Source organism: Hathewaya massiliensis (assembly GCF_902143515.1).
In the GTDB taxonomy this organism is placed as follows: domain Bacteria; phylum Bacillota; class Clostridia; order Clostridiales; family Clostridiaceae; genus Hathewaya; species Hathewaya massiliensis.
This window is the reverse complement of the sequence record NZ_CABFVD010000004.1, coordinates 170,872-195,874: the sequence shown is the minus strand read 5'-3', so window position 1 is coordinate 195,874 and position 25,003 is coordinate 170,872. Positions and strand designations below refer to the sequence as shown.

At 30.0% G+C, this 25,003-nt stretch carries 26 protein-coding genes; 25 read left to right on the top strand and 1 reads right to left on the bottom strand.

Annotation, left to right across the window (positions count from 1 at the left end):
- Positions 1–40: 40 nt before the first annotated feature.
- Positions 41–304, bottom strand: coding sequence for a 30S ribosomal protein S20 (rpsT, locus tag FNZ64_RS09420; RefSeq protein ID WP_142414551.1), 264 nt, complete (start codon positions 302–304; stop codon positions 41–43).
- Between the two features lie 226 nt (positions 305–530).
- Here rpsT and gpr point away from each other — a divergent pair, with 226 nt between their 5' ends.
- From gpr to ccpN, 25 genes are all read left to right on the top strand, one after another.
- Entirely contained in the window at positions 531–1,508 is a 978-nt protein-coding gene (gene gpr / locus FNZ64_RS09415; RefSeq protein WP_142414550.1) for a GPR endopeptidase, read from the top strand.
- 146 nt (positions 1,509–1,654) lie between these two features.
- Positions 1,655–2,770 carry a stage II sporulation protein P gene (locus tag FNZ64_RS09410; RefSeq protein WP_185903740.1) on the top strand — a complete coding sequence of 372 codons (1,116 nt, stop codon included), beginning with the start codon at positions 1,655–1,657 and terminating at the stop codon, positions 2,768–2,770.
- Positions 2,771–2,830: 60 nt separating this feature from the next.
- Complete coding sequence (locus FNZ64_RS09405; protein WP_142414548.1) at positions 2,831–3,073, top strand: hypothetical protein; 243 nt, start codon at positions 2,831–2,833, stop codon at positions 3,071–3,073.
- A 110-nt stretch (positions 3,074–3,183) separates the two neighbouring features.
- Positions 3,184–4,992 carry a translation elongation factor 4 gene (gene lepA / locus FNZ64_RS09400; RefSeq protein WP_142414547.1) on the top strand — a complete coding sequence of 603 codons (1,809 nt, stop codon included), beginning with the start codon at positions 3,184–3,186 and terminating at the stop codon, positions 4,990–4,992.
- Positions 4,993–5,010: 18 nt separating this feature from the next.
- Positions 5,011–6,135, top strand: a complete 1,125-nt coding sequence (hemW, locus tag FNZ64_RS09395; protein ID WP_142414546.1) for a radical SAM family heme chaperone HemW — start codon at positions 5,011–5,013, stop codon at positions 6,133–6,135.
- A gap of 189 nt (positions 6,136–6,324) precedes the next feature.
- Positions 6,325–7,356: a heat-inducible transcriptional repressor HrcA gene (gene hrcA / locus FNZ64_RS09390; RefSeq protein WP_142414627.1), complete on the top strand. Its 1,032-nt coding sequence runs from the start codon at positions 6,325–6,327 to the stop codon at positions 7,354–7,356.
- Between the two features lie 11 nt (positions 7,357–7,367).
- A complete protein-coding gene (gene grpE, locus FNZ64_RS09385; protein WP_142414545.1) occupies positions 7,368–8,042 on the top strand; it encodes a nucleotide exchange factor GrpE in 675 nt (224 codons plus the stop codon).
- Positions 8,043–8,101: 59 nt separating this feature from the next.
- Positions 8,102–9,961, top strand: a complete 1,860-nt coding sequence (gene dnaK / locus FNZ64_RS09380) for a molecular chaperone DnaK (RefSeq protein ID WP_142414544.1) — start codon at positions 8,102–8,104, stop codon at positions 9,959–9,961.
- Between the two features lie 149 nt (positions 9,962–10,110).
- Positions 10,111–11,238 (top strand): molecular chaperone DnaJ, encoded by a 1,128-nt coding sequence (gene dnaJ, locus FNZ64_RS09375; protein ID WP_142414543.1) that lies wholly within the window; start codon positions 10,111–10,113, stop codon positions 11,236–11,238.
- Positions 11,239–11,594: 356 nt separating this feature from the next.
- Complete coding sequence (gene prmA, locus FNZ64_RS09370) at positions 11,595–12,533, top strand: 50S ribosomal protein L11 methyltransferase (protein ID WP_142414542.1); 939 nt, start codon at positions 11,595–11,597, stop codon at positions 12,531–12,533.
- An 87-nt stretch (positions 12,534–12,620) separates the two neighbouring features.
- Complete coding sequence (locus FNZ64_RS09365) at positions 12,621–13,373, top strand: 16S rRNA (uracil(1498)-N(3))-methyltransferase (protein ID WP_142414541.1); 753 nt, start codon at positions 12,621–12,623, stop codon at positions 13,371–13,373.
- Entirely contained in the window at positions 13,373–14,674 is a 1,302-nt protein-coding gene (mtaB, locus tag FNZ64_RS09360) for a tRNA (N(6)-L-threonylcarbamoyladenosine(37)-C(2))-methylthiotransferase MtaB (protein WP_142414540.1), read from the top strand. Before FNZ64_RS09365 ends, mtaB begins: the two co-directional genes overlap by 1 nt.
- Before the next feature lie 32 nt (positions 14,675–14,706).
- Positions 14,707–15,051 (top strand): histidine triad nucleotide-binding protein, encoded by a 345-nt coding sequence (locus tag FNZ64_RS09355; protein ID WP_142414539.1) that lies wholly within the window; start codon positions 14,707–14,709, stop codon positions 15,049–15,051.
- Between the two features lie 124 nt (positions 15,052–15,175).
- Positions 15,176–15,352, top strand: a complete 177-nt coding sequence (gene rpsU / locus FNZ64_RS09350) for a 30S ribosomal protein S21 (protein ID WP_142414538.1) — start codon at positions 15,176–15,178, stop codon at positions 15,350–15,352.
- 26 nt (positions 15,353–15,378) lie between these two features.
- The gene (locus FNZ64_RS09345) at positions 15,379–15,828 is read left to right on the top strand and encodes a GatB/YqeY domain-containing protein (RefSeq protein ID WP_142414537.1); all 450 of its coding nucleotides are present in this window, start codon (positions 15,379–15,381) and stop codon (positions 15,826–15,828) included.
- A 117-nt stretch (positions 15,829–15,945) separates the two neighbouring features.
- Positions 15,946–16,242: a sporulation protein YqfC gene (gene yqfC / locus FNZ64_RS09340; protein ID WP_142414536.1), complete on the top strand. Its 297-nt coding sequence runs from the start codon at positions 15,946–15,948 to the stop codon at positions 16,240–16,242.
- Positions 16,214–17,410 carry a sporulation protein YqfD gene (gene yqfD, locus FNZ64_RS09335; RefSeq protein WP_142414535.1) on the top strand — a complete coding sequence of 399 codons (1,197 nt, stop codon included), beginning with the start codon at positions 16,214–16,216 and terminating at the stop codon, positions 17,408–17,410. The genes yqfC and yqfD overlap by 29 nt, the downstream gene beginning before the upstream one ends.
- A gap of 33 nt (positions 17,411–17,443) precedes the next feature.
- Entirely contained in the window at positions 17,444–19,684 is a 2,241-nt protein-coding gene (locus FNZ64_RS09330; RefSeq protein ID WP_142414534.1) for an HD family phosphohydrolase, read from the top strand.
- Between the two features lie 13 nt (positions 19,685–19,697).
- Positions 19,698–20,204, top strand: coding sequence for an rRNA maturation RNase YbeY (gene ybeY, locus FNZ64_RS09325; protein WP_142414533.1), 507 nt, complete (start codon positions 19,698–19,700; stop codon positions 20,202–20,204).
- A 195-nt stretch (positions 20,205–20,399) separates the two neighbouring features.
- Entirely contained in the window at positions 20,400–21,095 is a 696-nt protein-coding gene (locus FNZ64_RS09320) for a diacylglycerol kinase (protein ID WP_142414532.1), read from the top strand.
- A gap of 107 nt (positions 21,096–21,202) precedes the next feature.
- Positions 21,203–21,601: a cytidine deaminase gene (locus FNZ64_RS09315; protein ID WP_142414531.1), complete on the top strand. Its 399-nt coding sequence runs from the start codon at positions 21,203–21,205 to the stop codon at positions 21,599–21,601.
- A gap of 42 nt (positions 21,602–21,643) precedes the next feature.
- Positions 21,644–22,528: a GTPase Era gene (gene era, locus FNZ64_RS09310; protein WP_142414530.1), complete on the top strand. Its 885-nt coding sequence runs from the start codon at positions 21,644–21,646 to the stop codon at positions 22,526–22,528.
- 83 nt (positions 22,529–22,611) lie between these two features.
- Entirely contained in the window at positions 22,612–23,364 is a 753-nt protein-coding gene (recO, locus tag FNZ64_RS09305; protein ID WP_142414529.1) for a DNA repair protein RecO, read from the top strand.
- A 5-nt stretch (positions 23,365–23,369) separates the two neighbouring features.
- Positions 23,370–24,041, top strand: a complete 672-nt coding sequence (locus FNZ64_RS09300) for a DUF4342 domain-containing protein (protein ID WP_142414528.1) — start codon at positions 23,370–23,372, stop codon at positions 24,039–24,041.
- 235 nt (positions 24,042–24,276) lie between these two features.
- The gene (ccpN, locus tag FNZ64_RS09295; protein WP_142414527.1) at positions 24,277–24,921 is read left to right on the top strand and encodes a transcriptional regulator CcpN; all 645 of its coding nucleotides are present in this window, start codon (positions 24,277–24,279) and stop codon (positions 24,919–24,921) included.
- The last annotated feature ends 82 nt before the right edge of the window (positions 24,922–25,003 follow it).

The following is a 25,003-nucleotide window of genomic DNA, read 5'->3' as shown; positions in this document are numbered from 1 at the left end:
GGGATAAAAACAAAAACCGGTGAAATCACCGGTTATTTTATTATGCCATTGAATTTAATTTAGCAGAAAGTCTAGATTTTCTTCTAGCAGCTTTGTTTTTATGTAATATATTTTTTGTTGCTGCCATGTCTAAAGCTTTAACTACGTCATTAAATTTAACTGCAGCTTCATCTTTGTTTCCAGCTAAAACAGCAGCCTCGAATTTTTTTATAGTTGTCTTTAAACCAGATTTAACCATTTTATTTGCAATAGCTTTCTTCTCATTAACTTTTATTCTTTTCTTAGAAGATTTAATGTTTGCCATGTATTTCACCACCTTATAATCTAATCGCATAAATATAACTATACAGCTTTGGGGAATTGCTCAATAGTTCATATTAACACGTGATATTATAGCATTATTTTCATTGTACTTCAAGTATTAATTAAAAGTTATTAAATTAGAATACTAATATATTTTTAGGAAAAGCTATTTATATGAGTAATAACTAATATTAAGTATTTAATTTTTCTTTATAAGGAGTGAGAAAATGTTAAAGAATATAAGAACTGACTTGGCATTAGAAGCACAAGAAATATATAAGGAAGAAAATAAAAACTATATTCCCGGCACTGAAGTTAAGGAATATAGTGAAGGCAATATAAAGATTACAGATGTTAAAGTTATAGATGAAAAAGGGGAAGAGATTATAGGAAAGCCTATAGGGTCATATATAACCTTAGAAGTTCCTGATTTTGTACATTATGATAGTGACTCTATGGAAGAGGTTAGTAAGGTATTAGCAAAGACTCTAGGAAATTTAATTAAGCTAGACCCTAGTATGACTGCTTTGGTAGTGGGATTAGGTAATTGGAATGTGACACCAGATGCTGTAGGTCCTAAGGTAGCATCTAAACTTATGGTTACTAGACATTTAAAAGAACTTGTTCCAGATAGTATAGATGAAGGAGTTAGGCCAGTTTGTGCACTATCTCCAGGAGTTTTAGGAATTACAGGTATGGAAACTGGTGAAATAATAAAAGGAGTAGTAGAAAAGATTAAACCCAATCTAGTTATATGTGTAGATGCATTAGCCTCAAGAAGAATGGAGAGAGTAAATAAAACCATACAAATAAGTACTACAGGCATATCTCCAGGTTCTGGTGTTGGAAATAGTAGAAGAGAGATAAGTGAGAAAACTTTAGGGATTCCTGTTATAGCTGTAGGTATTCCAACAGTGGTAGATGCAGCTACTTTAGCAAATGACACTATAGATTTAGTATTAGACCAAATGATAAGTAAGTCTAAAGAGGGAGGACAATTTTACAATATGCTAAAAAGCGTAGATAAAAATGAAAAGGAGATGCTTATAAAGGAGGTATTACATCCTTATGTAGGGGATCTGATGGTTACCCCAAAAGAAGTAGATATGGTTATAGAGTCTATATCAAAAATTATAGCAAATGGAGTTAATATCGCACTTCAGCCTGCCTTAGACTTAGAAGATATAAATAGATATTTAAATTAGGCTCAGTTAGATGAAAATGTTCATATGAAAGTCACCTGATTCATATGAACAAAAATGTCTACAAAACTTTAAATTAAACTAATAGTAATATTAGGAAAATCCTCCTCATATAATTAAATATAAAGTTCTATATGAGGAGGGGTAATGTGAAAAACAAAAATATTAAGTATAAAATAATAAGAGGTAATAAAAAAAGTTTTTTTTCATGTTTAAGTGTAAAACAAAAAAGGAAGATATATTCTTTTTTTATAATAAGTATATTCTTAATAAGCATATTAATTCCAAGTAAAATAAGTGCAACTACTGGTCAAGAGCATATTGAACTATTATATATAAATTTAATTAAATTTACTTTCCCAAACATTAAAACTATAAGTAAGAAGGATACCGGAAGCTTACTTAGTGTGTTTTTAAAAAGGGGTAAAGAGGAAGATTTAATAAATAATGAAGTTTCTTATCTTAAAGAACATAAAGAAGAAACTAAAGAAAGAAGTAATGAAGGGGATAAAAATGATAAAGAAGATATTCAAAAAGATTTGTTTAAGATAGATGATAAGTCTGTTGTTAAATTTGAAGATAATATAAAAGAAGAAGAAATATTAAATAAAGAGGGGAAAGAATTTAAAAATTCACCTTTTAGAAATGAAAAGCGACCTGATAAGCCACAGGTTTTAATATATCACTCACACACACGTGAAGGGTACTTGCCTGGTAAACCACAAGAAGAAGATACCAATCACAATGTTGTTGGAGTAGGAGAGGTAATTAAAAATACCTTGGAGAGAGATTTTAATGTTAATGTAATTCATGATAAGTTAATTCATGATACAACTTATACAAAAAGTTATCAAAATTCTGGGCAGACTTTAGATAAATATTTAAAGCAATATGGTGATTTTGATCTTATTATAGACTTACATAGGGACTCGCTTGATAGTAAGAAACCCTTGGTTTGTTCAGTTAATGGAGAACAGGCAGCAAGATTTATGTTTGTTGTAGCAACGGAGAATCCTAAGTTTGAAACAGGTAATAAAAAGGTAGTGCAAAGCCTTATTAATATAACTAATAAGAATTACCCTGGACTTATAAGAGGACAGGCTGTACTGGCACGTAAAAGAGGAATAGCATATTATAACCAAAATAAGAGTTCTAATGCAGTTTTAATAGAGATGGGGGCTCAGTGTAATAATAGTTCTGAATGCAAAAATACAGGGAAATACTTATCAAGAGTTATTGCTGAGTACTTAAAGACAAAAAAATAATTGTAGAATGAATAAAATTAGTAAAAAAGTACATCCTTATAAATATAAGGAGGTGCTTTTTTGTTAGATAAAAGAAAAAAGGCAATGGCTTTTTTCTTAGCCATAGCTGTATTCATAATAGGTTTTATAAAAGTTAATACAGAAATCACAAAGACCTTAGGAGAGAGTAATACATCTTCAATTAAGATAAACTGTACAGATAATCCTTTTATATTAAAAATTGATTTAAAGAATTATGAAATAGAGTTAAGTAGAAATGTTTTAACAGGTTTTAAGGAAAAGGTACAAAATCTTATAAATTAATTGACAAATACTCTCTATTATATGATATAATTTTAAATGTTAATATTCTAAAGAAAAGACGACCTTCTAAGTATTAAGAAGGTTTTAATTTTATTATTGGGGGTAGAGAGATGCAAAGTAATAGACAGAAATATATAAGAAATTTCTGTATAATAGCTCACATAGATCATGGAAAATCAACACTTGCAGATAGACTACTAGAAAAGACAGGAACCCTTACAGAAAGAGAAATGGATAATCAAGTTTTAGATAAGATGGAACTTGAAAGGGAAAGAGGAATAACTATAAAATCTCAAGCTGCAAGGTTAGTATATGGAGCTAAGGATGGAAATGAATACATATTAAATTTAATCGATACTCCAGGTCATGTAGACTTTAATTATGAAGTATCAAGAAGCTTAGCTGCTTGTGAAGGTGCTATACTTATAGTAGACGCAACGCAAGGAATTCAAGCACAGACCCTAGCTAATTGTTATCTTGCTGTAGATAATGATTTAGAGGTCACACCAGTGATAAACAAAATAGATTTACCAAGTGCAAGACCAGAGGAAATAAAAACTGAAATTCAAGATGTAATTGGTTTAGAGGCTAGTGATGCACCACTAATATCAGCTAAAACTGGATTAAATATAGAAGATGTTTTAGAAGCTGTAGTGGAAAAAATTCCTGCACCTACAGGTGATGAAGAAGCACCATTAAAGGCCTTAATTTTTGACTCCTATTATGATAGCTACAAAGGTGTTGTTAGCTATGTTAGAATTAAGGATGGTGTAGTTAAAAGAGGTTCTACCATAAAATTAATGGCTACAGGGAAAACCTATGATGTAGTAGAAGTTGGTGTATTTACTCCAAACTATCTTAGTGTAAAGGAATTAAGGGCAGGAGATGTAGGATATATCTGTGCCTCTATTAAAAATGTACAGGATGCACGAGTTGGAGACACTATAACAGATGCTAAAAATCCTACAGATACAGCATTAGAGGGCTACAGACCAGCTATTCCTATGGTTTATAGTGGTATATATCCAGTTGATGGAGCTAAGTATGAGGAATTAAAAGAGGCCTTAGAAAAATTACAGTTAAACGATGCCTCATTAAATTTTGAACCAGAAACATCTATAGCCTTAGGATTTGGATTTAGATGTGGATTTCTTGGCTTACTTCATATGGAAATAATTCAGGAAAGGCTTGAAAGAGAATTTGATTTAGATATTATAACTACAGCACCATCTGTTATATATAAAGTATATAAAACTAATGGTGAAGAATTACAAATAACAAACCCTACCAATATGCCAGAACCATCAGAGATATCATATATGGAAGAACCTATTGTAAAAGCGTCTATAATAACACCTTCAGATTATGTAGGTGCAATTATGGAACTTTGCCAAAACAAAAGAGGAGTCTTTATAGATATGCAATATATTGAAACTACTAGGGTTGTATTAAACTATAATATTCCTCTAAATGAAATTATTTATGACTTCTTTGATGCTTTAAAATCAAGGACAAAAGGCTATGCGTCCTTTGATTATGAATTAAAGGGTTATAAAGAAGCTAAATTAGTAAAATTAGACCTTTTACTTAATAAAGATAAAGTAGATGCTCTATCTTTAATTGTTCCTGAAGAAAGGGCTTATGCAAGAGGAAGAATTATTGCAGAAAAGTTAAAAGAATTAATACCAAGACAAATGTTTGAAATACCAATTCAAGCTACAGTTGGAAGCAAGGTAATAGCTAGAGAAACCATAAAAGCAATGAGAAAAGACGTACTTGCAAAATGCTACGGTGGAGATATATCAAGAAAGAGAAAACTTCTTGAGAAACAGAAAAAAGGTAAGAAAAAAATGAGACAATTAGGTAGTGTAGAAGTTCCACAAGAAGCATTTATGGCAGTACTTAAAACTGATGACTAAAAGTAGAGAGGGAAAGTTATGAAGGAAAAATCATTGTATATTCATATACCATTTTGTTCAAAAAAATGCCTATACTGTGACTTTAGCTCCTTTGCTGGAATAGAGTATTTAATGGATGATTATGTTGATGCTCTATGTACAGAATTACTTCTCTATAAAGACTTGTATAAATTTAAAACTATATTTATAGGTGGGGGAACTCCCACCTTTTTAAATATAAAAAATTTAAAAAAGTTAGGAGAAGTTATAGATAAATTAACCAAAGAAACTGATCTTGAGTTTACTATGGAAGCAAATCCAGGAACCTTTGATTTAGAAAAGTTACAGGTTATGAAACTTATGGGGGTTAATAGACTTAGTATAGGAGTGCAATCTTATAACAATAATTTATTAGATAAGTTAGGAAGAATACATACTATTGAAACTTTTAAAGAAAACTACAAACTTGCTAGAGAAGTGGGATTTGACAATATAAATTTGGACTTAATGTTTGGGCTTCCAGCACAGAAGGTAAAAGATTGGGATAAAACCTTAGAAAATATTGTAGGATTAAATCCGGAACATATTTCTTGTTATAGCTTAATAATAGAAGAGGGAACTCCATTTTATAATATGTATAAGGAGAGGGAAGGGCTTCCTGAAGAAGATGAAGAAAGAGTCATGTACAATCATGCCCTAGAGTTTTTAAAAAATAATGGGTACGAACACTATGAAATATCAAATTTTGCTAAAGCTAAAAAACAGTGTAGGCATAATCTAGCGTACTGGGAATTAAAAGATTATTTAGGATGCGGATCTGCTGCTCACTCTTTTATAGATGGATATAGAATAGAAAATATCTCTTCTGTAAATGAATATATATCAAGAATTAAGGCAGGAGAAAAACCTATAAAAAGCACACATAAAAACTCTATAAAAGAGAGTGTAGAAGAGTTTATGTTTATGGGGCTTAGAAAAATAGAAGGCATAGATAAGGAGCATTTTGTAGAATTGTTTAATACAGATGTTCATTCACTTTATGATGAAGTTATAAAAAAATATAAGAGCTTAAATTTATTAGAAGAAGATCAGGTTAATTTAAAACTAACAAAAAAAGGAATAGAGTTTTCAAATATAGTTATGTCAGAGTTTATATTAGATTAAGAGGATTTATTACAGGTAAAGCTGTAAAACTTAAATTAAGGTCATAAAAGAGAGATAAATTAAGATAAACTTAAAAATAAATAGAAATTAAAAACCACATGGTATTGACAAAAAAAATCACTAATGTTATTTTAAAAACATAGTCGTTAGCACTCAATGTTAATGAGTGCTAATAAAGAGGTGATAATGATGGAAGATAGAAAAATAAAGATTCTTGAGGCCATAATTAGAGATTATGTTGGTACAGGAGAACCAGTAGGTTCTAGAACAATTGCTAAACGATATGATTTAGGGGTTAGTTCTGCTACTATTAGAAATGAAATGGCTGATTTAGAGGATTTAGGATATATTCAGCAACTTCATAGTTCTTCAGGTAGGATACCATCAGACCTTGGCTATAGACTATATGTAGATAAGTTAATGCAGATAACGGAGCTTACAGAAGAAGAAAAACAACTTATTCAAAATAAACTTATAGATGTAGCATTATATGAATTAGACAAGGTTGTCAATGAGGCGACAAGAATTTTAACAAACTTAACAAATATGGTTTGTATAGTTAAGACACCATCAGTAAAAAGAAGTTCTATAAATCAAATTCAGTTAATTAGTATAGATAAAAATAAAGTCCTTGTGGTGATAATAACCGATAGTGGATTAATTAAAAATACTATTATAAGAGTAACTGATCCAATAGAACAGCATATTTTACTGAAATTAAACAATTTAATTAATTTAAGACTTTCAAATTTATCCATAGAAGATATAGACCTTGAAGTTATAAATAGTTTAAAAGAAGACTTAAAAGGTCATGAAGATATTTTTAATGCCCTTATTCCTGCACTATATTCTAGTCTTAAGAATATTGAGTCGTCTAAAGTATATGCAGAGGGAATTAATAATATATTGAATCAGCCTGAGTATAGTGACATTAAAAAGGCTAGAGATTTTTTCGAGTTTGTAAATAGCGAAGAAAATTTAAGGCGTCTACTGGATAATAGTGAAGACAGTAAAAATTTAAGAGTAAAAATTGGCATGGAGAATAATTTAAAAGAGGCAAAGGAATATAGCATAATAACTGCTTTTTATGGCTTTGGGGAAAAACCTCTTGGTTCTATAGGTGTAATAGGACCAACTAGGATGAATTATGACAGAGTTATTTCCTCTATTATAAATCTTGTAGAAGAATTAAATATAAATATTTTAAAAATATATAAGTAAGTTTTATTATTATGCAATCATATGAATGGAGGAATGAGGTTTTGGTTAAAAATAATACTGAGGAAAAAATAACTAGAGAAGATAAGGATCATACAGTAGAGAATATGGAAACAAGTTGTGATGCTGAAACTCAGTGTGAATGTGGATGTGAAGAAGAGTGTGTTGAAAAATGCGCTGATAAAGAAGAAACTACAGAAGATAAGTTAAAGAAGGAATTAGATAAACTAAAATTAGAAAATACAACCTTAAAAGATGAAAATAAGTTTTCTTTAAATAAAATTAAAACTCTAGAAGAGAGATATTCGAATTTAGCTTCAGAATATGAGAATTATAGAAAGAGAACTGCAAAGGAAAAAGAAGATATATATACCAATTCTTGTGCGGATATCTTAAAGGAATTTCTACCAGTATTGGATAATTTGGAAAGAGCTATAGAAGCTCAAGGTTCTCTAGAGGAATTAAAAACTGGAGTAGAGATGACTTTAAAAGGATTTAAAGGTGCATTCGAGAAGCTAGATGTTGAAGAAATTTCAACCAGTGAAGGTTTCGATCCTAACTGCCATAATGCTGTAATGCATATTGAAGATAGTCAGTATGGAGAGAGTGAAATAGTTGAAGTATTTCAAAAAGGATATAAGAGAGAAGATAAAGTTATTAGATATAGCATGGTAAAGGTTGCAAATTAAGATAAATAACTTAAAAATCATACATTGAATAAATTTTCGTAAACTAGGAGGTACAAACAATGGCAAAAATTATAGGTATTGACTTAGGTACAACAAATTCTTGTGTATCAGTTATGGAAGGTGGAGATCCAGTAGTAATTCCAAGTTCAGAAGGGGCTAGAACAACTCCATCAGTTGTTTCATTCCAAGCAGATGGTTCAAGATTAGTAGGGCAAGTTGCAAAAAGACAGGCAATTACAAATCCAGATAAAACAATAATATCAATTAAAAGATATATGGGAACTGATCATAAAACAAAAATAGATGATAAGGAATATACACCACAAGAACTTTCAGCTATGATTCTTCAAAAGTTAAAAGCAGATGCTGAAGCATATTTAGGTGAAAAAGTTACAGAAGCTGTTATTACAGTTCCAGCATATTTTAACGATAGCCAAAGACAAGCAACTAAGGATGCAGGTAAAATAGCTGGTTTAAATGTAAGAAGAATTATAAACGAGCCAACAGCAGCTTCACTTGCATATGGACTTGATAAAATGGATACAAACCATAAAATATTGGTTTATGATTTAGGTGGAGGAACTTTCGACGTATCTATACTAGAATTAGGTGATGGTGTTTTTGAAGTTTTGGCAACTAATGGAGACACTAAACTAGGTGGAGATGATTTTGACCAAAAGGTTATAGATTATATGGCAGACACATTTAAAGCTGAAAATGGAATTGACTTAAGAGGGGATAAAATGGCTCTTCAAAGATTAAAAGAAGCAGCTGAAAAAGCTAAGATTGAATTATCTTCTTCAACACAAACAAATATCAATCTTCCATTTATTACAGCAGATGCAACAGGGCCAAAACATATAGATATTAATATAACAAGAGCTAAGTTTAATGAACTTACAGCTGATTTAGTTCAAAGAACTATAGAACCTATTAAAAAGGCTTTAAGTGACTCAGGATTAAGTATTAATGATGTAGATAAGGTTATATTAGTTGGTGGGTCTACAAGAATACCTGCAGTACAAGAAGCAGTGAAAAATTTTACTGGTAAAGAACCTTCAAAGGGTGTTAACCCAGATGAATGTGTTGCTATGGGAGCAGCTGTTCAAGCAGGAGTTCTTACAGGAGAGGTTAAGGATATATTACTTCTTGACGTAACTCCTTTAACACTTGGAATTGAAACTTTAGGTGGAGTTGCAACTCCACTTATAGAAAGAAATACAACGATTCCAGCTAAAAAGAGTCAAATATTCTCAACTGCTGCTGATGGTCAAACATCTGTTGAAATTCACGTAGTTCAAGGTGAAAGAAAGATGGCTACAGACAATAAAACGTTAGGAAGATTTACTTTATCTGGTATAGCTCCAGCACCAAGAGGAATCCCTCAAATAGAGGTAACTTTTGATATTGACGCTAACGGTATTGTTAACGTATCTGCAAAGGATAAGGGAACTGGAAAAGAAGCTAACATTACAATTACAGCTTCAACAAATCTTTCTGATGATGAAATTAACAAAGCAGTAGATGAGGCGCAAAAATTTGAAGAAGAAGATAAGAAGAGAAAAGATTTAATAGATGCTAAAAACAATGCTGATCAAATGGCATATCAAACAGAGAATACTTTAAAAGAGTTAGGCGATAAGGTATCTTCTGAAGATAAGAGCAAAATAGAAGCTAAATTAGCACAACTTAATAAAGTTAAAGATGGAGAAGATTTAGAGGCTATAAAAAAAGCTACAGAAGAATTAACTCAAGAATTCTATGCAGTATCTTCTAAGATTTATCAAGCTGCAAACCCAGAAGGAGCACCTGAAGGTTTTGATCCAAATGCTCAAAATGCAGGAGCAACTGGAAGTAATCAAGGTGGAGCAGATGATAATGTAGTAGATGCTGATTATAAAGTTGATGATGATAAATAGAAGATAAATTTATAGTTTAAAGAGGATTAAGGGATGGGTAAAAACCCTTCCCTTAATTTTAGGTCAAAAACCTTGAGTTATATTGATTTTATCTATATAATAGATTAAGTTGTGATATTTAAGTTAGTAATTAGGTGGTGAAGAAAAGCGTGGCAAGAGACTATTATGAAATATTAGGTATAGAAAAAGGGGCGAATGAAGCTGAAATTAAAAGGGCCTTTAAAAAGCTTGCTTTAAAATACCATCCAGATAGAAATCCAGATAATAAAGAAGCAGAAGAAAAGTTTAAAGAGATAAACGAGGCTTATCAGGTACTTTCAGATCCAGAAAAGAAATCTAGATATGACCAATTTGGAACGGCAGATTTTGGTGGAGGATTTGATGGGGGCTTTGGAGGAGCTGGCTTTGACTTTTCAGACTTAGGAGATATATTTGGAGATATATTTGGAGGCGGTTTTGGAGGTTTTGGGGGAAGATCCAATCCTAATGCTCCAAGAAAAGGAGCAGATATTGAATCTACTATTAATTTAACCTTTGAAGAAGCTGTATTTGGCTGTGAAAAAGAAATTAAAGTAAACAAGCATGAGCATTGTGATACTTGTGAGGGAAGTGGTGCAAAGCCAGGAACTTCATCAAATACTTGTGACAAGTGTGGTGGTACAGGTAGAATAACCATGCAAAGAAGAACTGCTTTTGGTGCATTTTCAACCCAAACTACTTGTAATAAATGTAATGGTTTAGGGACTTATATAGAAGATAAATGTACTACTTGCAGAGGGACTGGGAAAATTAGAAAGCAAAAGAAAATTTCAATTAAGGTTCCTGCAGGAGTTGACACTGGTAATATAATTCCAATTAGAGGACAAGGAGAACCTGGAGAAAATGGAGGTCCTTCTGGAGACTTATATGTAAATATAAGAGTAGCACCTCATAATATCTTTGATAGAAGAGGATTTGATATTCATATAGAACAACATATAAGTGTAGGAAAGGCTATTTTAGGGACACAGATGAAAGTTCCTACAGTAGACGGAGAAGTTGTTTATGATGTTCCAGAGGGAACCCAATCCAATACAGTATTTAGACTTAAAAATAAAGGTGTTCCTAGAGTAAATGGATCTGGTCGTGGCGATCAATATGTTAAGATTATAGTAGACATACCAAAGAAACTTAATGAAAAGCAAAAGGATGCAATTATTCAGTTTATGGAAGCTTCAGGAGAAGTTGCAGTAAATAAAGAGGAGCATAAGGGCTTTTTTAAAAAAATAAAAAAATAAAATTTTAATGGCAGTTAGAGTTTATTTTATAATAACGTCTAACTGCTTTTTAATTATAAAGTTTGTGGATAAAATATAAATAGCAGTTTTTGATTATAGCATTTATAGTAAGTATATATAAAAGATTAAATTGAAGTAGCCCTTATATGTATAATTATTGTAGACATAAAATAATTACAAGTGTAAAATATAAACAGAGTTCTAAGCTTTAGATAGAAGTTTTAATTTTTTAAGCTTAAAATTTATTATCAGATGAAGAGATGATCTTTTCCTCAACTTTATGAAGAGGGGAATTATTATAACAGAATGTTATGTAATAAAAATAATCTAAGTAGTATTAGAAAGGATTGATATTAGTGGAAGGAACTTGGAGAGAGGTTAGAGTGATAACAAAAAGTGAGGCTTTAGAGCCAGTATCAGGCATATTTTATGGGTTAGACTGTAAGGGTGTTGCAATTGAAGACCCTAATGATATATTAGAAAGAGAACAAGGGCCTTTAACTTGGGATTTTGCAGATATAAATATATTAGAATATAAAGGAAATGCTGCAGTAGTAAAAGGGTATTTTTCACAGGAAGAAGATATGGTTAGAGTTATATCTTACATAGAAGAAAAGCTTAAAGAATTAAAGGATTTAGGTATAGATATTGGGGAAGGTAAAATAGAAGATAAAGAAATATATGAACAAGACTGGGCAAATAACTGGAAAAAATATTACAAGCCAACTAAGATAAGTGATAAGGTTGTTGTAAAACCAACTTGGGAAGAATATAAAAAGTCTGAAGATGAATTAATTATAGAATTGGATCCAGGTATGGCTTTTGGAACAGGGACTCATGAAACTACTAGAATGTGCATAAAAGCCTTAGAAGAAAAGGTAGAAAATGAAAGTACTGTATTTGATATAGGAACAGGTTCAGGAATACTTGCAATAGGAGCTAAATTACTAGGGGCTAAAGAAGTTAAAGCTGTAGATTTAGATCCAGTTGCAGTGGATGCTGCACGCAAAAATGTAGAATTAAATAATATAGATGAGATTGAGGTTTTAGAAGGAAACTTAATGAATGTTATACATGGAAAGGCTGATATCGTTGTAGCTAACATTATAGCAGATATTATTTTATTTCTATGTGAAGATGTTAAGAGTTTTCTAAAACCAGGTGGTGTGTTTATATCTTCAGGAATAATTTTAGATAGAAGAGTAGAGGTAGAAGAAAAGCTTAAAGCTGTGGGATATAATATTTTAGAAGTTAAAAATGAAGGTGAATGGGTTTGTATAATAGCTACAATATAGTTTTTAAAAATATATAAGTAGAAAAAATAAATGTATAGGGTGTTACATTTTTCTACAGTATAATTTTTCTAGAAGAGAGGAAAGGATATGCATAAGTTTTTTGTGCCTATAGAAAACTTTAATGAAAATGAAGTTATTATAGTAGGTGATGATGTTAAACATATATATAAGGTTTTACGACTTCCTGAAGGTGAAAAAATCAATATAAATAATTGCAATGGAAAAGAATTTTTATGCGAAATAAAAGAGATTTCTAAAAAAGAGGTTAGAGCTATTATTTTAGAAGAATTAGACTTATCTCTTGAAAACTCAGTGGAAGTCTACCTTTTCCAAGGACTACCAAAGAGTAGCAAAATGGATTTAATAGTTCAAAAAAATACGGAATTAGGTGTAAAAGAAATAACCCCTATTATAACAGAAAGGGTTGTAGTTAAAACAGAGTTAAAAGAGTTTAAAAAATTAGATAGATGGAATAGAATTGCATTAGAGGCATGTAAACAGTGCAAAAGAAGTATAGTACCTAAAATAGGTGATGTTATAGAATTTAAAGACTTAGTCGATTCTCTGGATATATACGATTTAATCCTTGTACCTTATGAAAATGAAGAGGATTATGGATTAAAATATGTTATGTCAAAGGTGAAAAAAGAGGATATAAAGAAAGTTGCTATAATAATTGGACCTGAAGGTGGTTTTGAAGAAAGAGAAATAGAAGAACTAAAGAGAAAAGGAAGTTTTATAATAACATTAGGGCCTAGAATTTTAAGAACGGAGACAGCAGGATTTACAGCGGTATCTCTAGTTTCTTATGAGTTAGGTGATTTAGGAGGAAAAATATAATGAAAGTAGCTTTTTCAACCCTTGGGTGCAGAGTTAATTCATATGAATCTGAAGCCATGGCAGAAAAGTTTATAAAATCAGGATATAATCTTGTATCTTTTGACGAGTTTGCTGATGTATATGTTATAAATACATGTTCTGTTACTAACATGGGAGATAAGAAATCAAGGCAGATGATAGGAAGAGCAAGAAAAAATAATAAGGATGCTATAATAGCAGTGGTGGGATGTTATGCCCAAATTTCACCAGAGGATGTAAGCAAAATTGAAGGGGTAGATGTAGTATTAGGTACAAGAAATAAGAGTGAAATAGTATACTGGGTAAACAGGGCTAGGGAAGAAGAAAAGCAGTTTGTTGAGGTAAAAGATGTGCTTAAAAATAAGACCTTTGATGAACTTAACATAGAAGAATATCAAGATAAGACAAGGGCTTTCTTAAAAATACAAGACGGATGCAATAGATTTTGTTCATATTGTTTAATTCCATATGCTAGGGGAGCTGTTTGTAGTAAAGAGCCTAAAAGAGTTATAGAAGAGTGCAAAAAACTTTCCCAGCATGGTTTTAAAGAAATAATTTTATCAGGGATACATATAGCATCTTATGGCTTAGATTTAAAGGAAGATATGAATCTTGTTAAAATTATAGAAGAAATAAATAAAATTGAAGGTATAGAGAGAATTAGAATAGGTTCTGTGGACCCTAGCTTTTTTAAGGAGAATGTAATAGAAGAATTAGCTACCTTTGAAAAGCTTTGTCCCCATTATCATCTTTCTCTACAAAGTGGTTGTGATGAAACTTTAAAGAGAATGAATAGACCTTATAATACAGAAAAATATAGGGAAACTTTGATTAATCTCAGGAAATATATTAAGGATGTTTCTATAACAACGGATATTATAGTTGGTTTTCCAGGTGAGACTGAGGACGAATTTAATAAAACCTATGAATTCTTAGAAGAAATAAAATTATCTAAAATGCACATATTTAAATATAGTAATAGAAAAGGTACAAAAGCAGACAGAATGGAAAATCAAATAGATGGCAATATAAAAGAAGATAGAAGTACAAAATTAATAGAATTAAATTCTAAACTAGAAAAAGAATTTATGGAAAAATTCATTGGAAGAGAATCTGAAGTTTTATTTGAACAAAAACTTAAAAAAGAACATAATCTATATGAAGGATACACAAGAAACTATATAAAGGTTATTTGTGAAAGTGAGCAGAATATAGAAGGAAAAATTTTAAAAGTTAAGCTAAATAAAGTTGAAGAAGATTATATATATGGTATTATAATATAATAGGTCCTCTATTTTTAAAGGAGGTGAAAGTTTTGTCAGATTGTATTTTTTGTAAAATAATAAATGGAGATATACCATCACAAAAGGTTTATGAAGATGAATTAGTGTATTGTTTTAAGGACATAACCCCTACAGCTCCTATTCATTATTTAGTAATTCCAAAAGCACATATAGCTAATTTAAATGAGCTTACAGAGGAAAATAGTAAGGTTATTTCGCATATTTATATGGTTATTAAAAAGGTAGCTAAAGAAGCGGGAATTAGTGAAAAGGGATATAGAGTTGTTACTAATTGTGGAGATGATGCAGGTCAAACAGTTCACCATATTCATTTTCACTTAGTAGGTGGTAGAAATCTAGGTTGGCCACCAGGATAAACCTAAAATTCGGCTAATTTTATATTGACATATTCTTTGAAAATGTTGTATAATTTATAGCGTGCTATTTATTCCCACAGTAGTTCTAAACTATGCATTAAAATGAGCGGAGGGAGGGATATAGATGTCAGAAATAAAAGTAAGAGATAACGAATCATTAGAAAGTGCTCTAAAAAGATTTAAAAGAGAATGCGCTAAGGCTGGGGTTCTTGCTGAAGTAAGAAAGAGGGAACACTATGAAAAACCAAGCGTAAAAAGAAAGAAAAAATCAGAAGCTGCGAAGAGAAGAAAGAAAAAATAGTTTGTTTTGAAAGAGGGTAAGTTTTAATGTCCTTAAAGGAAGTATTGCAACAAGATTGGAAAGAGGCTGTAAAATCTAAAGATAGATTTAGGGCTAATGTTATTAGCATGGCTAAGGCAGCTATTCTGCTTTATGAAAAGAGTGGTGCTTCAAACGAGGTTACTGATGATATAGTAGTTGATATTATATCAAAAGAGATTAAACAGAGACGTGAAGCTATAGTAGAGTTTGAAAAAGGAAACAGAACTGACTTAATTAAAGCAGCCCAAGATGAAATCGATATTTTATTAAAATACCTTCCTCAGCAGTTGACAGAAAATGAAGTAAATGAAATTATAGAAAAATCAGCTATAGAAGTGGGAGCAAGTAGTATTAAGGACATGGGAATACTAATGTCTGCTGTAGTTCCAAAAACAAAAGGAAGAGCAGATGGTAAATTAGTTAGTACCTTAGTAAAAGAATACTTAAGTAAATAAAAACTTAGACTCAGAGTAATCTGAGTCTTTTTATTTTATAAATAACTTTAAAGTGTCATTAAACAAAGGAAACTTTCATAAATTAAATATGAAAATTTCTTTTGTGAGGTGAAGGTTTTGGGAAATTTAATAAGAAGTTCAAAAGCGAAAATCGCAAAAACTTTGGATATGCCAAGTGAAGCACTTTTGAATGTTCCAAAGTTTACAATAATGGCAGATCAAGAGATAACAGTAGAAAATCATATGGGAATACTGAGTTTTAAAAAGGAAGAGATAATATTAAAAACTTCTATAGGAAAGGTTATTATAAAAGGGGGAGATTTTGAAATATTGTTTTTAGGGGAGAGTACTATAACACTAAGTGGAAAATTTGAAGCTGTAAATTATGAAAGAAGTGATAGTAAAGATGAATAGAGGGAAAATTAGGCTTGAAATAATGTCCTTAATGCCGGAAAAATTTTTAAATACACTTTGGGAAGAAGGCATTTTTATAGAAGGGGCTAAGAAACATAGTATTGTATCCTATACATTTAGCATAAGTCCAAAGGATTTTTATAAGGCACGTGAACTTGCAAAAGATAATAAAGTAAAATTAAAAGTCATTAACTCTTTTGGATTTTTTAGATTAAAAGGAAATTTATTAAAAAGAAAAGCTTTTATATTCGGATTTTTTATATTTATATTTTTAATGTACTATTATTCAACATATATTTGGTCAATAGAAATAAAAACTGAAAACAATGTATCTCCTTATGAGATTAGAAATGAATTAAAGAAGATGGGAGTAAAACCAGGTATTAAAAGAAAAAATTTAAATATAATCAATTTACAAAATAGCATTTTAGAAGGTAACAAAAGTGTGGTATGGGCTAAAGGAACTATAGCAGGAACAAAGTTAAAAATAGATATTTTAGAAAGACAGAACCCACCAAAGATAAAAGAAGATAAATCTCCATGTGATTTAATAGCAAAAAAGGACGGCGTTATACAAAGAGTATATACTAAGGCTGGAACCTCTATAGTAGAAGAGGGTCAAGTAGTTAAAAAAGGAGATGTTCTAGTTTTAGGGGAGCAAGGTAATGAAGAAAGCAGATATAAAGTTAAAGCAGAGGGGGAAGTAATAGCTAAGACATTTTATGAAAAAAAATTAAAACTAAAAATTCCCCAAATAAAAAGGAAGAGAACAGGGGAAACTATTACAAATAAATATATAATTGTAAAGGGTAAGAGAATTTATTTAAAAAACGATTTAAATAAATTCAAAAAGTATGATAAAATAGAAGATAATAAAGGTATAGTAAAAAAAGAAATATACTATGAAATAAAAGAGACAGAGTTTACAAAGGATGATGAAAAATTATTGATAGCAAATGAGTTAAATAAACTATACTCCAGTATAAGAATAAATTTTGACAATAAAATAAAAATAATTCAAAAATTAGAGGATTCAAGTAAGGAAGTTGATATGTGTAATCTAAGAGTACTTGTTATAGCAGAAGAAGACATAGGAGAGGAAAAGACCATTGACATAGAAGAAGAGCATGTGGGGGAAGATACTAAAGATATTACAGATAATAATTAATGTATTTACCTAAATTAAAAGGTGGGAAGCAGTATGATTGAAAAAGAAAAATTGAGTAGTTTTTTAAGTAACAAAAGAAAAAAAGTTATTATTTTTTTTGTTAACTTTATACTAATTTATGGCATACTAATAACATCTGTTTTGCCAGAGAAATATTTTGTAGCTGAAGGAGACATTGCTAAAATTGATATAAAGGCGCCAAGGGATGTGGAGGATGAATTATCTACTAAGGAGAAGAAAAAGGAGGCTATAATCTCTGTTCCAGATCAGTACACCATAGCTAGTGATGTGAAAATTACTTCAAAACAAAATGTAGACTCTATTTTCTCTAAAGTTATGGAAAAGAAGAGTGTTTTAAAAGATACAAAAACTAACACAGAAGAGGAAAAAAAAGAAGCGGATAAAATTAATAAAGATATTATAGTAAACTTAAAAAAAGAGATAGGGATTGATATAAGCGAACCAGAACTTCAGACTTTATTAATGTCTACGCCTAAGGAAATTGAGAGTTTAAAAGATATTATAACAAAAACCTTAAGTAAGCTTTATGATGAATATCAAATAAATGCTGTAATCCCAGTGGAAATAAGTGAAAAGCTAAATAAGTTAGAAACATATGAGAATAATGATAAAAAGGAAGATACAAGTAAATTTAAAGAAACCCTAGAAAAGAGTAAAATAAAAGAAGAAGATAGAAAAAAAGCAGTTTACTTTGTAGATATGGAACTCACAAAATACGATTTAGATAGAAAAGAGAGAACGGTTGCTAAATCAATAATTAGCTCTCAAATTATGCCTAATGTCTTCTATGATCATGCTAAGACAAGAACTTTAAAAGAGGAAGCCCTAAGAAAGGTAGAACCTATTAAAGTAAAGAAGGATCAAATAATTGTTAAGGAGGGTGAACCTGTAACAAAGTATCAAGTGGAACTTTTAAAACAACTAGGATTTTTAGATGATAAAAGTAACTTTCAGTGGTATATATTCTTAGGACTAGCTGTTTTAATTGCTTCGGTACTTTTAGTTGAAGGATTTTATCTTTATAAATATCATAGAAATTCCTACTCTAAGGATAAAATCTTAATTTTAATAAGTATAATTAATTTAGTATCAATTATACTTGCACGAAGTTTAAATTTTGTTACACCTTATTTAATTCCCTTAGCATTTGCACCAATGATATTAACTATTTTAATAGATCATAAACTTGCTATTATTATAAGTGTTTTAAATGGAATTTTTATTAGCATAGCAGTTAAGTTTAATCCTCCAATTTTAATGCTTATAATGTTAAATGCAGTTATAGGTTCTATAGGTCTTAAAAAGCTAGATGAGCGAAGTGATATACTATATTCATCAATTTATATTGCTATAATAAATGCATTAATTACCCTTAGCCTAGGTGTAATTCAATCAAACACTAATATTCTAGATATATTATATAAGGCTTTTGGTATGTTGATTGCAAGTGTTTTAGCAGGGGTATTTACCATAGGATTTTTGCCTTTATTTGAAAGTATCTTTGATATAGTTACTACAATTAAACTACTTGAACTTGCAAATCCCAACAATCCTCTTCTAAAAAGACTTTTAACAGAGGCGCCAGGGACATATCATCATAGTATGTTAGTTGCAAATCTATCTGAGCTTGCAGCAGAAGCCATAGGTGCTAATTCAGTTTTTGCTAGAGTGGCTTGTTACTATCATGATGTTGGAAAATTAAAAAGACCATACTTTTTTAGGGAAAATCAAATGGGCGGAGCTAATCCACATGATAAAATAGGGCCTAACTTAAGTACTCTTATAATTACTTCTCATGTTAAAGATGGGGTAGAGTTTGCTAAAGAATATAAGATTCCAAAGGCAATACAGGATATTATAGTTCAGCACCATGGAACTTCACTTGTTAAATATTTTTATATAACTATGAAAAATAATAGTGAAAAACCAGAAGACGTAATAGAAGAGGATTTTAAGTATCCAGGTCCAGACCCCCTATCTAAGGAAGCTGCTATAATTATGCTTGCAGATGGAGTGGAAGCATCAGTAAGGTCAATTAAAGAACCTAACAAGGAAAAAATAGAGAAAATGGTGGACAATATAATAAAGACAAGGTTAGAAGACGGGCATTTAGATGATTCTGATTTAACTCTTAAGGATTTAAAAAAGATTAAAGAAGCCTTTTTAAAAGGTTTATCAGGAATATATCATGAAAGAATTGAATATCCTAAACTTTCAAATATGACAAAAGGTAAAAATAATAAGAAAGACTAGTAAGGAGAAGAAAATGTTATTAGTTGATAATAGACAGGAAAAAATAAAGTTTGAAGAGGATTTAATTAATTTAATAGAAGATATGATTAAGTATGCTTTGAAAGAAGAAGGGGTAAATTTAGAATATGAAGTGAGTTTAATTCTTATAGATAATAAGAATATAAGAAACATAAATAAAGAGCAAAGAGGAAAAGATATGGTTACAGATGTACTATCATTTCCCATGTTAGAATATCCAGAACATAAAGTATTTAAGGATGTTTATAAAGATTATAAATTCTCTCAGTTTGATTTAGATGAAGGAAAATTAATCTTAGGGGATATTGCACTTTCCTTAGAGAGAGCAAAAGAACAAAGTGAAGAATTTAATCATTCTTTTAAAAGAGAAGTATGTTATCTTATAATCCATTCCATACTTCATCTTCTTGGATATGATCATATGGAAGAATGTGATAAGGAAATCATGAGGAGAAGAGAAGAGGAAATTTTAAAAAGTTTTAATCTTATTCGAGAAATATAGAAATAGTATGTTAGTATGTGACAGTTATATGCTGTCACATATTTTGTATATAAGGCCTAAGATAGTACTAAGATAGTATAGAGCTTTGCATGCAGAAACTATAATTGAATAAATCTAAATCCTATAGTCAATTATATTATTATATGAATATGAAATAATATAATTCATAGTGAAGTAACAAAAAGGATGGTAATTATGAAGAGCAAGAAGTTGGTTGAGAGCTTAAATTATGCTATTATGGGGATTATAGAGAGTATAAAAAGAGAAAGAAATATGCAAATTCATCTTATAATAGGGAGCTTAGTCTTAGCCTTTAGTTTTTATTCAGAGCTAAGTAGAGGAGAAATGATATTGGTGATATTTGCAATAAGCTTTGTTATAGTTTCAGAAATGATAAACACAGCTATAGAGTGTACATTAGATGCTTTAATAGATTATTATGATCCTTTAGTTAAGGCTGCAAAAGATGTGGCTGCAGGAGCTGTATTAGTGGCTGCTATAAATTCTGTTATTATTGGATATATAGTATTTTGGGATAAAGTAAAGCCTATAACAGAGAATATAATGGACAGAATATTAAGTTCAAATCCTCACACTATATTTTCTATTTTAATCGTTGTGACTTTTATAACCTTGGTCATAAAAATAGCTAATGGAAAAGGTACTCCACTCCAAGGTGGCATGCCCTCAGGGCATAGTGCTATAGCTTTTTCCATAGCAACAATTATAGCATATTACTCTAAAGGTGCATTGGTTACTTTACTAGGCTTTATTTTAGCTTTTATTGTAGCACAAAGTAGGGTGGATTCTAGTATACATTCTATTTTAGAAGTTATATTAGGAAGTATTTTAGGGTTTTTATTAACACTTTTAATACTTATATTAATATAAAATACATGATATAATCTTAATACTAAAAGTATACGTAACTATACATTAAGTGACAAATAATATAATCACATATTTACTTAAGACTATAAATGTAAAGGAGACTCTTTATGGAATTTAAAAATTTAATTTCTAGAGCAATAGAGGCAAGAGGAAAAGCCTATGTTCCATATTCAAAGTTTAAGGTTGGAGCAGCATTAATCACAGAAAGTGATGAAATTTACACAGGCTGTAATATAGAGAATGCATCTTATGGTGCTACAAACTGTGCAGAGAGAACAGCAATCTTCAAAGCTGTATCAGAGGGGCATAAAGGCATAAAAGCTTTAGCTGTAGTAGGAGATCCAATGGAATACACTTTTCCTTGTGGTATCTGTAGGCAAGTGATTTCAGAGTTTGCAACAAAAGATTTTAAAATAATAATAGTAAAAAATGAAGAAGAGTACATGATAAAAACATTAGAAGAAATATTACCAAGTGCTTTTACTAAAGAGGCATTGTTAAAATAATATGAAGAAGAAACTAAATTTTATATATTTTTAGGAGGCAAAATGTTTAAATCAGGATTTGTAACAATAATAGGAAGACCAAATGTAGGAAAATCAACTTTGAACAATTTTATAATGGGAGAAAAACTTTCAATTGTATCAAACAAACCGCAAACTACTCGAAATAATATACAAACAATTTTAAATGGAGAAGACTATCAGGTAGTTTTTGTAGACACTCCTGGAGTTCACAAACCAAGACATAAACTTGGAGAATATATGGTTAAAGTAGCAGAAAGTGCTTTAAAGGAAGTAGATTTAGTGCTTTTTATAACTACTCCAGAAGGAACAATTGGGAAAGGTGATGAATATATTTTAGAACAATTAGAAGATTTAAAGGTACCAAAATTTCTACTTGTGAATAAGATAGATGAATATGAAGAGATAAAAGTTGCTGAAACCATAAAAAATTACTCTGAAAAGTTTAACTTTGAAGAAATAATCCCTATATCCGCAATAAAGGGAAAAAATGTAGATATTTTAATAAATGAGATGAAAAATTACCTACCAGAAGGACCAAGGTATTATCCAGAAGATATGGTGACAGATAGACAAGAGAGATTTATAGTTATGGAGATAATTAGGGAAAAAGCCCTAAGACTTTTAGATAAAGAGGTGCCACATGGTATTGCTGTAGAAATCCTTTCAATGAAACAAAATGAAAAAGGTATATATCATATAGAAGCAAACATGCTTTGTGAGAAAGCATCTCATAAAGGGATAATAATTGGGAAAAATGGATCTACTTTAAAAAGAATATCTCAATATGCAAGAGAAGATATTGAGAAGTTTTTAGGTAGTAAAGTTTATCTTAGAGTATGGGTAAAAGTTAAAGAAGAGTGGAGAGATAGTCCAAATTTACTAAAAGAATTAGGATATAAAGAGTAATATTACTTCAATATTAAATTAATTAAAAATTTACATATATTATGTAAAAAAGGTCATGGAATAATTTATAATAAGAGTAGGAGATGATTTCTCTGAGCATATTTAAAACTAGGGGAGTGGTTTTAAAAACTCAAGATTACAAAGAAAATGACAAGTTAGTATGGATTTACACAGAAAATTTAGGGAAGATTTCAACTATAGCAAAAGGTGCAAAAAAAGGTAACAGTAAACTTTCCTCTCCTACTTTACCTTTTTCCTTTTCAAATTTTATTATATATAAAGGGAGAAGTTTATATATAATAAATGAAGCTGAAATTATTCACTCTTTTCAAGAATTCATGGAGGAGCTAGAGACTATTACATACTGTTCTTATTTAAATGAACTTGTAGACATAGCATTAGTTGATGGGGAAGTGAATTTTAATGTATTTAAAGACTTAGTTACAACCTATTATCTAATAAAAAATAAAGTAGGAGATATAGAGGTTTTAATAAGAGCTTTTGAGATTAAATTAATTTTTAATACAGGATATGCAATGGATTTATCACATTGCAGCAAGTGTTCAGAGAAAATTACAATGTCTAATTATATCAGTATAACAAATTATGGTGCAATTTGTACAAAATGCAGTAGGGAAAATTGCATTAAAATCTCAAATTCGACTTATAATATATTAAGATACATTATTAATTCCCCTTTGGAAAAAGTTTATAGGCTAAATGTTAGTAAGAGCAGTAAATTAGAATTATATAAATTAAGTCAAGCTTTTATTTTAGAGTTATATAGTAGAAAACCTAAAAGTTTAGAAATGTTCAATTATATTATTAAGGAGTGAGTTAAATGGAAAACATAACATTAGAAAAAATCGACATAATAAGAGAGAGGACTGGGGTTAACTACGCAGAGGCTAAAGATGCCCTTGAAATTTGTGAAGGGAATGTAGTAGATGCTCTAGTTTATTTAGAAGAGAAAATCAAAAATGAATCTAAAGAAAAAATAAATGAATTTGTAACTACAAAGGAAGACTTTAAAAAGTGGATAAATGATTTAATTCAAAAAGGAAATGTAACTAGAATTAAAATAAAAAAAGGCGATAGAGTTGTTGTAGATGTTCCAGTTAATGCTGGTATTGCAGCTGGGATGGTTAGCATGATTTTCCCACCAGTATTAGGAATAGGAGTTCTAGCAGCTATAGCTACAAAAGTTACTATTGAGATTACAAAAGAAGACGGGACAGTAGAAGTTGTAAATGCAGTTATTAAGAATGTAGTGGATGATACAATGGATAAAGTTAATAAATTAAAAAAAGATGTAAAAGAAAAGTTTAATGAAAACGATAAAAATTATAATGAAGAAGGTAAATCTTATTCTTATACAGTAAATTTTAATGAAGAAAAAGTAGAACCTATGGAAAATCAAAATTCTTGTTCACAAGAAGAGAAATGCTGCAATCATGATGAAAAATGTCATGAAGATAGCTGTTCTTGTGAGGATAACAAAGAAGATAAATAAGGTGATAATATCTTTGTAATATGAGGAGAAAGGACTACTTTAAAATTGGTCCTTTCTTTTTATTAAAATTTAATTTGTTTAAAATGTGAAATAAAAAAACAAAAAAACTTTAATATGTTACATTATTAATTAAATAATGTACACAATATCTATTGTAATATGATTAATAATACATTATAATAAAATTAAATACAAAACAAGCAAAAAAATTATAATATCTAAGGAACGGAAGAGGGTGAAGAAGATTAAGTTAACAGATAGACAAGAAGAAATCATAAGAATAGTTAAAAGTAATGAACCAATTACTAGTGAAAAAATAGCTAAAAAGCTAGATGTAACAAGGGCAGCCTTAAGACCAGACTTAGCTATTTTGACTATGACGGGAATATTGGATGCTAGACCTAAGGTAGGATATATTTACTCTAAAAAACCCTCTTATAGCATAATTTATGATCATCTTAAGGCAGTAAAAGCTAAAGAAATTATGAGTGAACCTAGTTTGGTGAAAGAGGAATGTAGCGTTTATGATGGTATTGTTCAATTGTTTTTAAATGATGTGGGTACATTGTTTATTGAAAATAATGAAGAAGGTTTAGTTGGGGCTGTATCAAGAAAAGACTTCTTAAAAATTGCTATGGGTGGAACTGACATGCACAAAGTGCCTATAGGTATAATTATGACTAGAATGCCAAATATAATTTTACTATCAGAGGAAGAACCAGTGTATGATGCAGCAAGAAAAATAATTACTCACGAAGTTGATAGTTTACCAGTAGTAAAGACTATGAAAAAGGATGGAAAGGATTTCAACAAAGTAGTTGGAAAAGTTTCTAAGACAAATATAACAAAACTTTTAATTAATTTAAGTGAAAACGGGTAAAATTTTATTTGGGTGGGACATATATGTCCTAAAGTTTGGGCTAAATTCTCTTGTTTTATCATAATAAACTATGAATAAATAA